Origin of the sequence: Pseudomonas thermotolerans DSM 14292 (assembly GCF_000364625.1) — a bacterium.
GTDB lineage: Bacteria > Pseudomonadota > Gammaproteobacteria > Pseudomonadales > Pseudomonadaceae > Aquipseudomonas > Aquipseudomonas thermotolerans.
The window spans coordinates 92,068-103,550 of the sequence record NZ_KB822611.1; the positions used below are offsets into that span (position 1 = coordinate 92,068).

The window sequence follows — 11,483 nt, forward strand, 5'->3', positions numbered from 1 at the left end:
TCATCGTCGGGGTCACAGGGGGCCGGCCTGGCCGGCACTCAGGAAGGCCGCCCAGTAGTAGGGCGAGGCCGTGCGGGAGTCGCGCAGCAAGGCAAGCTGGGCATTGCGCAGCGCCTCGGCACGCGCGGAGCCCTTGGCCAGCTGCTGGTAGTAGCCGATCATCAGGTCGCGGGTAGCCTGGTCATCCACCTGCCAGAGGCTCATCACCACGGTCTGCGCGCCGGCCTGGAGCATCGCCCGGCGCAGGCCGAAGACGCCCTCGCCCTGGCGCACCTGCCCTACCCCCGTATCGCAGGCCGAGAGCACCACCAACTGGGTGCCGAGCAGATCCAGGGTGGAGGCCTCCAGGGCGGTGAGCACCCCGTCGTCCTGCCCGGAACGCAACTGGCTGACCCCGGCAAATACCAGTCCCGAGCGCAGCATGGGATTCTCCCCGGCCTCCTGCGGGTTGCCCAGGAAGAAGCCGTGGGTGGCGATGTGCAGAATGCGCGGACCAGCCACGGCCTTGATGCGGCTCTCGGTGGCCTCGGCGCCGCTGATCTGCAAGGCGTCGGGCAGCAGTCCGGCCAGCGCCCGGGCCTCTTCCGCCGTGCCCGGCAGCTGGGAGAATTCAACGCGGGAAAAGTCCAGCGAGCGCAGTCCCGCCACCGGAGTCCCGCCCTGCAGGGAGAACTGCGGGTCGGCGACGATCAGCGCCGGGCCGCGCGGGGCGCTCTGCACGGAGTCGAGCAGGTCGCGGCCGCTGGTCAGATAGTTGAAGGTGTAGCGCTCCAGCTGATAGTGACCCTGTTCGTCGATCAGCGCGGCGAAGGGCAGCAGGTTCAGCACGCCATCCGGGGCTAGGTAGAGCTGGCGGACATTGTCGGCCTGGGCACGGACCGGCTGCAGCAGCTGCCTGTCCAGTTGCCGTGCCAGGAACCGCTGCGCGGGCAGGTCCGCGTCCAGTGCCTGGCGATAGCGGACGACCAGGTCATCCAGTTCCGCCGCGGGGCCCAGATCGACCAACCGGGGCGTGCGCCTGGCGCCTAGCACGTAGGCGGCATAGCGCTCCGCGCCCCACTGCCGGCCCTCAGCCTCGAGCGGTGCGAACGGCCGATAGCGAACCATCTCCACCAACAGCGCATCGCCGGGAACACGGCTGCGTACCCGCTCCACCAGATCCTTGCGCCAGCGCAGGTATTCCGCGGATATCTGCGTTTGCCCGGCAGCAGAGTAGGCGCGCGCGTCCTGTCTGCTGAGCACCTGGATCGCCGCCTGCAGCTCGCGGATCTCCCAGTCCAGGTCGGCCAGCCCCTGCTCGCGGGCGGCCCGCTGCGCGGGATCGCTCGGCTGGCTGGTGGACAGCTCCGCACGCTGGCGGTTGAAGGCTTCCAGCCGGGCCAGGAGATTCTGGCCGGCCTGGCCGGCGCCGGGCTGCGTGGCTCCGCTGCCGGACCGCACGGCGGCCTGGGCCTGGGCCAGGCGCTGCAGGGTCCAGCCCTTGTTCTCCAGGATGGCCAGCAGCGCCAGGGAATCTCCGGCAGCCCCAGCCTCCTGCTCCAGGCTGATCAGCGCGCCCAACTCCTTCTGCCGGGCGTTGGCTCGCAGCAGCATATCCCGCTCGTTGCGGTAGGCGACCAACAGCAAGGGATCCTGGGCGGCGCGCTCGCTCAACGCCAGGCGGGCATCGGCCAGCGCCTGCTTCGGCTGCCCCAGCGTCCAGCGGCACAGGGCCCGGTTGGCGATGGCCACGGGCAGCGCCTGCTCGCTCAGCGTCAGCGCCGGGCCCAGTTCGCCTTGGGCGCGCAGTGCGGCGATCTGCGCCCGCAGGCCGCGCTCGGCGGCGTCGAAGGCGGCGATGGCGCCGGGTAGATCACCGGAGCGGTAGAGAGCCACGCCCCGCTGGTTCCAGCCGGTGGGCGAATCCGAGGGACCCTCGACCTTCATGCTGACCGGATCCAGCACCTCGATGGCCTTGGTGAAGAAGGCATCCGGCTCGACCACCCTGATGCCGTCTAGCCCGGACTCCCGAGCCGGTTTCACGGCATAGCTGAAGGTGTACAGGCTGTCGCGCCTCGGCGAGCGGCGGTCGAGATCGCGGGCCAGCGCCTCGGCCTCGTCATAACGGCCTTCCTCCATGTAGCGCTGGAACACCTGAATGTCGCGCAGGAGGTTGGGATCGGGAGCTGCCACGCAGCCGACCAGCAGACTACTGACAAGCAACAGCCATCCGAGAACCTTCATCGGTGGGGTCTCCGGGGGAATGAATAGTTGGGTTGGAAAGAGGCCCGTGCCAGCGGCGCTCAGCGCAGGTTCACCACGCGCACCCGGCGGTTCTCCGCGGCCAGCGGCTCGAAGGGGTTGGCCAGCTCGCTGGCGCCCTTACCAACTGCATAGAGCCGCCCGGGCGCCACACCCTGGCCGATCAGGTAGCGCTTGACGCTCTGGGCGCGGCGCTCGGAGAGCTGCAGGTTGTAGTCGGCGCTGCCCTTGGCGTCGGTATGCCCTTCAATGGCGAAACGGGCGGCGGACAGTTCCGCGGAATTCATGGCGCGCGCGAGGCGCTGCAGCGCCGGATGGCTGTCGCCTTGCAGCCGGTCGGAATCGAAATCGAAATGGATCAGGAGGGAAATCGAGGGGGCCTCGCTCGGCTCTGCTGCTTCCACCTGCAGGTTGCGTAGCCCACGGGTGCCGCTGCGCGGCTGAACGTCCTTGAGCTGTTCGATCATCTGCCGTTCGGTCAGTTCGACGTCTGCCTGGAGCGGGAATGAGCCCAGCAACGACAGCCCGCCCCCCAACAGCAACGCCCGGATAAAGCCTGCTCGCCCGCTCCGCCGCATAAGCCACCTCTTATTTTTCTTGTCTGCACCGGACGGACTAGCGCCGCCCCTTCCATTTCGCGCAGGCCAGACGGCGCCTGGGCTGGCAGATTATGGCCAGGCGCCATCAGCTCTGACAAGAGAGGTGCCGGTTCGGGCCCATGCCCTGTGACTTCGGTCAAAACGCAATCTGGAGAGGCTTTCCCTCAGCGTCGCTTTGCCCTCGCCCAGGCCGGCAGCAGCAAGGTGCCGAGCAGCATCGCCGCGAAGCCGGTCCACACCAGCGAAACCAGCGGATAGCGGCGCACCACCACCAGGGTTTCCTGGGCACTGTCGGCTACCTCAGCCGCGGCCAGCAAGCGCGGCGAGGCCGGTACCCAGACCTGGGTGTCCACCAACCAGCTGCGGATGATGAAGGGATTGAGAATGTAGCCGGGATCACCCTGGTGGCGGGCATAGCGGTAGTCGAGGATTTCGCAGAGCTGACGCACCGGGCCCTGGTAGCCGGGCGGCAGCTGGCGGGCGTCCCTGAACAGCGCCTGGCCCTGGATCTCCTCCCCGTTCTCGCGCATCTCGACGCGGGCCAGCGCGGCATAGCCCGAGTAGTCCAACTGGCCTTCGGCTGGCAGTACTCGCACCTGCAGGTCGCCGGTGATGCCCCGCCATTGCGCCAGGTCGTCGCCGGGCTGCAGGAGGATCGGCAGGTAGCTGTTCAGCGCGGTCGCCGCGAAGCCACCGACCAGCGCCAGCACGGCGCCGCCGTGGATCAGCGCCAGGCTGCCGGTATGCCGCAGCGTGCCCAGCCGGCGACTGCGCCAGACGCTGGAGATGCACCAGAGCGTGCAGGCCAGCAGCAGGAACAGGGCGGCGAGCAGCGCGGCGTCCAGCCAGGGCAGCGCCGCCACCACGCGCTGCGAGAGCACGCCGCGTCCGGCGTAGTGCTCGCTCAGCCAGCCGCCGTGCCGGATCAGCAGGACGCAGAGCCCGATAACCAGCGCCGTGACGGCGATCGCCCAGCGGCGAACGAGCACCTTGCGCAGGAAGCTGAAACCGCCCACCAGTCCCAGCGCCAGAACGAAGGGCAGCAGCCAGTGGGCCAGGGCGTAGCCGTCCACGTCCCACTGGGCGAATACCTGGCGCAGGGCGAGGATCTCGCTGGAGTCGGCCCACATCATCAAGGTTTCGAAGAAGGGCTTCTGCTCCTCCGGCTTGGCCACACCCAGCCATTGGCGCAGGTGGGCCTGCAGCAGCGCCAGGACGGCGAGCAGCGCCATGAGCGCGAAGCCGAGCACCGCGACCTGGAGGGTCCAGTCGGCCGTGCGCCGCACAGTGGCGCGACGCTGCCAGAGAGCCCGCAGGCCCAGCCCAACGGCGGCCAGGAGGAAGACACCGGCGAGCAGCAGGTGGCTCAGCCAGGAGGTGGTGCCGATGTAGCGGTGGGAGCTGACCAGCACTTCGCTACGGGTTACCGCCATGGCCAGGCAGGTGGCGGCCGCGCCGAGCAGGCTGAGCAGCGGCAGCAGCCGGGCGAAGCTGCCCGCTTCCTGCCAGCGGCGGATGCCGTGCAGCACCGCGCCGAGCAGCGCCCAGACGATGAAGGCGCTGGTCTGCACCGGATCCCAGTGCCAGAGCTGGCCGAAGGTGAAGTCCTCCAGCGCCCAGACCATGCCGAAACCGATCCCGGCAGTCAGCACCAGCCAGGCGCGCCGGCCGTAAATGGCCGCCACACCGGCATAGTCAGACGCCTGCCCGGCCAGGCTGCGCAGCGCCGCGCCGGCCGGCGCCAGCGCCCAGGCGTAGGCGGCGAGGATCAACGGCGCGTGCAGGGCCATCCAGATGGTCTGCAGGTGGGCGTTCATACCCTGGCTATTCCTGGCGGTCAGCCAGTCCGTCGGGGTGGCGGTGAAGGGCCCCAGCCAGGCGGCAGCAGCGACGTACCAGGCAACCAGCAGACCGTTGAAACTGCCTTCCAGGCCCGGGCGCCCGGCGTAGCGGAAGGCCGCCGGCAGGCACAGCGCCGCGAGCAGCAGCACCGTCCCCTCGTCGCCGCCCCAGAGGTTGGCCAGCTTGAGGTGCCAGGGCAGCGCCGCGCTGCTGTACAGCCAGACGTAGCGAATGTCGAAGCGGTCCATCAGCAGCGCCAGCAGCAGCGCCAGGCAGAGGCCCACCAGCAACGCGGCGGCGACGCCCCAGAGCGGCCGACGTCGGCCATGCCGCGCGCTGCCCAGCAGCATCAGCAGTGCCACGGTCCACAGCGCCGGATTGCCCAGCATTGGAAAGGCGTAGACCAGAGCGGCGGCCAGCAGGACCGGTGCCGCCAGGAGCCAGTGTCCGATCGGTTTCATGCCCGCAGCACCTCCGGCCCCAGATACTGAGCGCTGTGGCGCAGCGCTTCGGGAAGTTGGACAGGCAGGCGGCCCTCGCGAGCCAGCAGGCGGGCGGCCATGCCGCTCACCCGGGCGCAGGCGAAGCTGGAACCGCCCCCCTGCTCCGGCCGGCCAGGAGCGATCATCGGGCAGGCGCCCAGCTCGGCATGGGGCTGGCCCAGCCAGGCCAGCTCACCGGCCGCGCAGCGCGCATCGCCGGTGACCGCCAGGCACTCGGGCAGCGCCGCAGGATACACCGGACCACCGCAGGCCGGCGCCGAGGCAACCAGCAGCACGCCGCGCCGGGCCGCTCGCTGGCAGGCCTCGGTCAGGCGTTGCGAGGGTCTGGCCAGACCGAAGCTCAGGTTGACGATCTGCGCGCCCCGCGCCACCAGCCAGTCCAGCGCCGCGGCGATTCTGGCCACCGGCGCTCGGTTGTCGCCATGGAATACCTGAGCGATCAGCAGTTCAGCTTCCGGGCAGTGCGCGAGGATCAGCCGCGCCAGGCGGTCGCCATGGCCGAGACTGTCCGGCTGCGCCGGGTCGTCGCCCGGCAATTCGCTGAAGCGTCGGGATTCCAGCACGTAGCTGTACAGGCTTTCGCTCACACCACTGTCGATGATACCGACCCGGGGTCGCATGGGCTGCCTCCAACTGCTGCGGAGCAAGACGCTCGAAAATTGTTCTCGCCGCACGGGCGAAGTTAGATGGGGATGCAGGACTGCCAGGAGAACGGGTGGCGAGCAGGCCGTCGCCGATCAGCGGTTCAGCTCAGGGGTCGCAGTCCGCCCTGGGGCCAACCGTCCCGGTCACAAGGAGGGCATGCCAGGCGGCATGCCCTCCTCCGGCCCATGGGCAGCCCTGACTGCCATGGGCCTTGCCTCGGAGCCTCAGCGCTGCACCATGCGCATCGAGCTCAGCACCTGATCGCCTTCGCTGATGATGATGGTGTCCTTCTTCTCCAGCGTCTCGGTGTCGTACACGGCGATCTCGTTGATGGTACCGCCGACATACAGTTCCTTGCCGTCGCTGGAGACGTTGACGGTGTAGAAGGTGTGGTCGAGGTCCACCCGCTTGATCAGCTTGCCGGTGTCGATGTCGTTCTTGGTCAGTTGGGTGTAGGCGGTGTAGGCCTCGTTGCGGCGCACCGGGTTGATCACCGTGGAGAACGGCATCACCAGCTCACCCTCGAACTCGGAGAAGCGCACCTTGTCCTTCGCCAGGTCCAGGGACCAGACGCCGGCCTTGGTGACCTTCTTGCCGTTCTTATCGGTGTAGTCGATGAAGTACGGCGTGGCGAACTCGTTGGCCTGCTCGAACTGCGGAGACACCGACAGGGTGTCCGGCTCGCCGTAGCCTTCGCGCTTCCAGCTGCGCCAGGGGTGCACGCCAATCTGCTTACCGGTCTGCGGGTCCAGCACCACCATATCCCAGCTGTAGGCGTACAGGCGCTTGTAGTCCGGCGAGTAGGCCAGGGTCGTGGTACGGCGCGGGGCCGGCAGCTTGCGCAGCGGCTCGGCGCCGATGCCGGCGCTGGTGTCGTAGACGGCGATGTACGGATCCTGCACCTCGTACTCGCCGAGCTTCAGCTTGGTCGGGCTAACGTGCACGGCCAGTTCCTTGCCGTCCGGGCTGACATCGATGGCGAAATGCGCCTTACCGCGGATGCCCGGGGAGGACAGTTCGGCGCGGAATACTTCCTTGCCGGTGTCCAGGTCGATACCGGAGACGGTCTCCCAGCGGTTGTGCACGACATAGGCGACCTTGCCGTCCCGGGATACGGTCAGCCCGGCGACGCTGTTGCCCTTGGCCGTGTTGGGAATGGTGAAGGTGTTCACCACCTTGCGCTCGGCCGCGTCGACCACCACCACCTTGTCGGGGCGGGCGGCTGTCACCAGGTAGTCCTTTTTGGCGGCCAGGGCCAGCTGGCTCATCATGCCCAGGGAAACGGCGCCAAGGGCCAGGGCGGTACGCAGAGTAGCTTTGTTGTTGTTCATAAGAATCCCTCTGGCCTGCGGGGAAGCTTCCCACGCAGACCCGAATGCATTGACGTGTTTCTTACTCGGGGAAGACCGCTTGCAGCTGCGCCCAGTCCTTGGTGGCCGCGTCCTTGCCGGTGCCCCAGTCCGGGTAGTTGTGCAGGGTGTCCGGAACCTGGGCCGGCCACCAGCAGGGGTCGGCGCAGCCGTACAGGTCCGCTTCCATCGGCTGGCACAGGCCGGCCACGCCGAGGAAGGGGTCCACTTCCCAGCCCGGGTCGAAGGTGGTGGCGCAGCCGACCACGGCGGCCATGGCCACGACTTCTTCGGTGTCCCCCTTCTCCATGGCGACTTCCACCTGGTGGGCCTTCCTGTTCATGGGTTTCATGTGATTCATAGCTGGACACTCCGAGTGCTCAGGTGTTGTTTGAAGAAGAGCGGGTTCTTCTGCAGGATTTCGCTGTAGATCTCGATGCCGAAGTCCACCCACTCGCGCATCAGGTCGCAGTAGTGGTAGGTCGGGGACAGCGGGTCACCGAAGTGCGCGTAGGACTCGTGGTAGCAGCCCCCGGCGCACAGGTTGCGGATCCGGCAGGTCGAGCAGCCCTTGTCGGCACGGTTGGTGGCCCCTTCCAGGAAGGTGCCCAGCGCCTCCTTGGCGATGCCCTGCTCGACGTTGCCGAAGCGCGGCATGTCCGAGCCGGTGAAGCGGTGGCAGAGGTTCAGGTCGCCCTTGTGGTCCACTGCCAGCAAGCCGACGCCCGCCCCACAGGGCAGTGCCTTCTTGCGTCCCTCGTAGAGGTCGCTCATCAACTGGTGCATGTTGGAGAAGCCGTTGTTGCGCCCCTCCAGCGCCGCGTCGCGGTAGGCGCGCCCCAGGGACATCATGCCGTCGAAGACCTCGCGCAGCTCCTCCTTGCTCAGGTTGAACACCGTCACCGGTCCGGAAGTGGCCGGCGCGAAGCCCACCTCGAAGAAGCCCAGGTCGTTCTTCAGGTGCTCATGGATGGCCACCACGTCGGTATAGCCCGCGGTCAGCGTCACCCGTACCCCGACGGGTTTGGAGCGATAGCGTTCGAGCAGCATGCGCGACTTGGCTGCCACCACTGCATAGGTGCCCTGCCCGCTGACGGTGATACGTCGGCGATCGTGCACGGCCTGCGGGCCGTCCATGCTGATGGAGATGCCGAAGCGATGGGCGTCGAGGTAGTCGACGATCTCTTCGGTCAGCATGGTGGCGTTGGTGGTCATGGAGAAGTCGACCTGCTTCCCCTCCTCCGCACAGCGGCGCTCCGTGTACTCCACCACCTGCTTGATCAGCGGCAGGTTGGTCAGCGGCTCGCCACCGAAGAAGATCACGTTGATGCGCTCGTGGGCAGCCCCCTCGGCCAACAGCAGCTCGATGCTCTTGCGGGCCGTTTCGAAGTCCATACGTACGCCCTTGTTGGGCGCCGCCAGGTCTTCCTTGTAGCAGTAGGTGCAGCTCAGGTTGCAGCCGGTGTTGACGTTCAGCACCAGGGTACTGAGCGGAAACTCGCGGATCTGAACCTGCATCCCGGCGTCGGACGTGGCCGGTTGGTCGCCGAGGATCGCCAGCTCGCGGAAGTTCTCCAGGGTCTGCGCCAGATCAGCCGGGGCGACCCGGCCGTCGAAGCGCCGCCGCATGTCCTCGGCGGTGACCTGCTCGTTTTCCTTGAGGAAATCGATCAGCGAAGTACCCAGCTCGTCCAGTTCGAACAGCCCGCTGGAGGGGATGTGAAAGAGCATCCTCCGCCCATCCAGCTGCACGTCGTGGAAGCTGTAACGGTTTACGTAAAGCGCGCTCATGGCATCGCTCCTTGCTGGATCAGCGGATCGACGGATCGTTCCAGCGCTGTACGGTGACCACGAGAGGCTTGCTGGCCTCCACCTTGTGTCCGGCGTCGTCCACCACCGCGGTGACCTTCAGCTCACCGGCGTTGTTGGTGCCGAACTTGCGTTTCGGGTTGGGACCGGCGTCGCCCGGGATGAACAGACCGTCCTCCTGCAGGCGGCCGGAGTACTCCGCATCTTTGAGCTGCGCGGCGTAGGCGTTGAGGTTGTCCAGCGTCCACTTGGCCGGGAAGTAGCCCAGACGGATGTCGTCAGCGGTGCCCGGCTTGCCGTCCGGACCATTGGCGTAACCGACGCTCTCGAATTGCACCGGGATCTTCGGCATGGCGCCGCCGTTGCCGCCGATGCGTGCCATGGCCTGGTCAGGCTCGATGCTGATGTAGTCCAGCTTCTGGTACAGGGCCAGGCCCTTGTCCAGCTGGCTGTCGCCCACCTTGACGGCACGCACGCCATCCTTGGCACCGGCGGCGGCACGGGCTTCGACCACCAGCTTGCCGGTGCCGCGCTCCACCACCTTGAGGACTTCCACGCCCTCGCCCAGGCTGACGTCGCCGGACAGGTTGCTGCCGTACAGGGTCACCTGCTGGGTTGTGCCAGCCTTGATGTAGCTGGGCTCCACCGCCAGCAGCCTGGCCGGAGCCTCCTTACCGTCGCGCACCGCCTCGAAGCGGCCGCCGATGGCGTCGATGCCGGCCTGGTACCAGCGGCCGGAAAGGGTCTGGCCGTCCGGCGAAAGGGTGAACACCTGACGCACGTTCATGTCGCCCTGCTTGACGGTGGCACGCCACTCGTAGCCGGTGTAGAGCACCGCCTTGCCTTCGGCGGTTTCCTGCTTGCCGTTGGCATAGTTGAGGGTCAGCTTGATGCTGTAGTGGTCGTCACCGTTGCTGCTGATGGTGGCTTGACCTTCGTAGGCGCCCCAGCCCGGACGATGACCCACCACACGCCACTGGCCGGCAGCGCTGACGCTCTCGTGCTGCAGCCACTTGCGCCAGGCTTCGGAATCCAGGCCATAGAGCTTGTCGAGACGCTTGGGCACCTCGCCGGAAGCGATCTCCCACCAGTCGCGATCACGGCCGCCCTGCTGGATCTCGATCACCGGGTACTGGCCGACGTGGTAGTGGACCAGCTTGCGCCAGTCCTCCTCGGTACGCCGCTGCAGACCGGTGCGGCCATAGGAGTGGCAGCGAGCGCAGGTGTCGGCCACCAACTGGTCCTTGGGCTGCTCGATCAGGGTGAAGTCACGCTCCAGCAGATAGCGGTGGGCGGCGGACTCCTCTGGCGCCAGACCACGGGTGTCGGCCAGGTACTTGACCAGGGTCTGGCGCTCCTCGGGGGTGAGCTCCACGCCGTGGGACACCATCATGCGCACGATGGTCATGTCCCAGCCTTCGGGAGTGCGACGCGACTCGTCGATACGATTCAGGCCCTTGTCGGTGGGCAAGTGGCAGGTCTGGCACTTGCTGTTGAGCAAGGCCTCGGCGGCGCCCTTGGTGTCGGCCTGAGCCAGGAAGGGAACGGCCGAAATCGCCATCGAAAGCAGCAGTGGCCGCAGCGGAATTACAGAGGCACTATGCGCGCGCATGGTTGGTACCCTTGTTATTGTTCACGAAAGGTTTGTTGCTGACCGCGGTTTCGAATAACGCTCGTTCAAGCTCGGTCAGCGGTGAGACAAGGCTACGAACAGCGGGATTTGCACCGGTATCGTGTTTTGGCAACACCACCGGTGCTTCGACTATCGGGAATCGGCAAGACCCGTGGACGCGCCGGGCGCCGGGCGGTCGACGGCAAGTACGGAGAAGTCCGGAAAGTCCCGGTGTAGCGCGGCATCCAGCTGGGCTAGTTGCCGCTCCAGGACTTCCAGGCGTACGCGGATGCGCTCCAGGCGACGTGCATATTCATCGCCCGGAATGCCTCTCCGCCAACCTGCACCGAACCTTGCCAGCATCGCTCAGACCGCCCCGAGGAACGCCAGCGCAACCTGCGCCGCCAGGCCAACCAGTGCCAGAGCGATCAACAGTCCCGAAACGTAATGTCGGGCAAGCGCTCGCCAACCGAAGTCGTTCATACCCACCTCAATGGCGCCCCGCTGCCGGGGCGCCGGTTGCCGGTCAGAAGAAGCCCAGCGGGTTGATGTCGTAGCTGATCAGCAGGTTCTTGGTCTGCTGGTAGTGGTCGAGCATCATCTTGTGGGTCTCGCGGCCCACCCCGGATTTCTTGTAGCCGCCGAAGGCCGCGTGGGCCGGGTACAGGTGGTAGCAGTTGGTCCACACGCGGCCGGCCTTGATGCCGCGGCCCATGCGGTAGGCACGGTTGATGTCGCGGGTCCACACCCCGGCGCCCAGGCCGAACTCGGTGTCGTTGGCGATGGCCAGGGCTTCCGCTTCGTCCTTGAAGGTGGTGACGCCGATCACCGGGCCGAAGATCTCTTCCTGGAACACGCGCATCCTGTTGTGGCCCTTCAGCAG

At 67.2% G+C, this 11,483-nt stretch carries 9 protein-coding genes; all 9 read right to left on the minus strand.

Annotation, left to right across the window (positions count from 1 at the left end; genetic code table 11):
- Positions 1–12: 12 nt before the first annotated feature.
- Positions 13–2,223, minus strand: a complete 2,211-nt coding sequence (locus tag H165_RS18955) for a CHAT domain-containing protein (RefSeq protein WP_017939066.1) — start codon at positions 2,221–2,223, stop codon at positions 13–15.
- Positions 2,224–2,282: 59 nt separating this feature from the next.
- On the minus strand, positions 2,283–2,708 hold the full coding sequence (locus H165_RS19830) for an OmpA family protein (RefSeq protein WP_017939067.1): 426 nt from the start codon (positions 2,706–2,708) through the stop codon (positions 2,283–2,285).
- Between the two features lie 296 nt (positions 2,709–3,004).
- A complete protein-coding gene (ccsA, locus tag H165_RS18555) occupies positions 3,005–5,143 on the minus strand; it encodes a cytochrome c biogenesis protein CcsA (protein WP_017939068.1) in 2,139 nt (712 codons plus the stop codon).
- Positions 5,140–5,805, minus strand: a complete 666-nt coding sequence (gene qhpE / locus H165_RS0111415) for a subtilisin-like serine protease QhpE (RefSeq protein ID WP_017939069.1) — start codon at positions 5,803–5,805, stop codon at positions 5,140–5,142. The genes ccsA and qhpE overlap by 4 nt, the downstream gene beginning before the upstream one ends.
- Before the next feature lie 249 nt (positions 5,806–6,054).
- Positions 6,055–7,161, minus strand: coding sequence for a quinohemoprotein amine dehydrogenase subunit beta (peaD, locus tag H165_RS0111420; RefSeq protein ID WP_017939070.1), 1,107 nt, complete (start codon positions 7,159–7,161; stop codon positions 6,055–6,057).
- A 61-nt stretch (positions 7,162–7,222) separates the two neighbouring features.
- Positions 7,223–7,540: a quinohemoprotein amine dehydrogenase subunit gamma gene (gene qhpC, locus H165_RS0111425; protein ID WP_026146569.1), complete on the minus strand. Its 318-nt coding sequence runs from the start codon at positions 7,538–7,540 to the stop codon at positions 7,223–7,225.
- Positions 7,537–8,970: a quinohemoprotein amine dehydrogenase maturation protein gene (gene peaB / locus H165_RS0111430; protein ID WP_017939072.1), complete on the minus strand. Its 1,434-nt coding sequence runs from the start codon at positions 8,968–8,970 to the stop codon at positions 7,537–7,539. The genes qhpC and peaB overlap by 4 nt, the downstream gene beginning before the upstream one ends.
- Before the next feature lie 19 nt (positions 8,971–8,989).
- Positions 8,990–10,549: a quinohemoprotein amine dehydrogenase subunit alpha gene (gene peaA, locus H165_RS0111435; RefSeq protein WP_017939073.1), complete on the minus strand. Its 1,560-nt coding sequence runs from the start codon at positions 10,547–10,549 to the stop codon at positions 8,990–8,992.
- 577 nt (positions 10,550–11,126) lie between these two features.
- The coding region (locus H165_RS0111445; RefSeq protein WP_017939075.1) for an aldehyde dehydrogenase family protein at positions 11,127–11,483 on the minus strand (357 nt) is incomplete at its 5' end.

What these genes read in the sequence shown, in the direction of transcription:
- ccsA (WP_017939068.1), bottom strand. Translation starts at nt 5,143, where the DNA reads ATGAAACCGATCGGACACTGGCTCCTGGCGGCACCGGTCCTGCTGGCC.
- peaA (WP_017939073.1), bottom strand. Translation starts at nt 10,549, where the DNA reads ATGGCGATTTCGGCCGTTCCCTTCCTGGCTCAGGCCGACACCAAGGGC.
- peaD (WP_017939070.1), bottom strand. Translation starts at nt 7,161, where the DNA reads ATGAACAACAACAAAGCTACTCTGCGTACCGCCCTGGCCCTTGGCGCC.
- H165_RS19830 (WP_017939067.1), bottom strand. Translation starts at nt 2,708, where the DNA reads ATGATCGAACAGCTCAAGGACGTTCAGCCGCGCAGCGGCACCCGTGGG.
- H165_RS18955 (WP_017939066.1), bottom strand. Translation starts at nt 2,223, where the DNA reads ATGAAGGTTCTCGGATGGCTGTTGCTTGTCAGTAGTCTGCTGGTCGGC.
- qhpC (WP_026146569.1), bottom strand. Translation starts at nt 7,540, where the DNA reads ATGAATCACATGAAACCCATGAACAGGAAGGCCCACCAGGTGGAAGTC.
- qhpE (WP_017939069.1), bottom strand. Translation starts at nt 5,805, where the DNA reads ATGCGACCCCGGGTCGGTATCATCGACAGTGGTGTGAGCGAAAGCCTG.
- peaB (WP_017939072.1), bottom strand. Translation starts at nt 8,970, where the DNA reads ATGAGCGCGCTTTACGTAAACCGTTACAGCTTCCACGACGTGCAGCTG.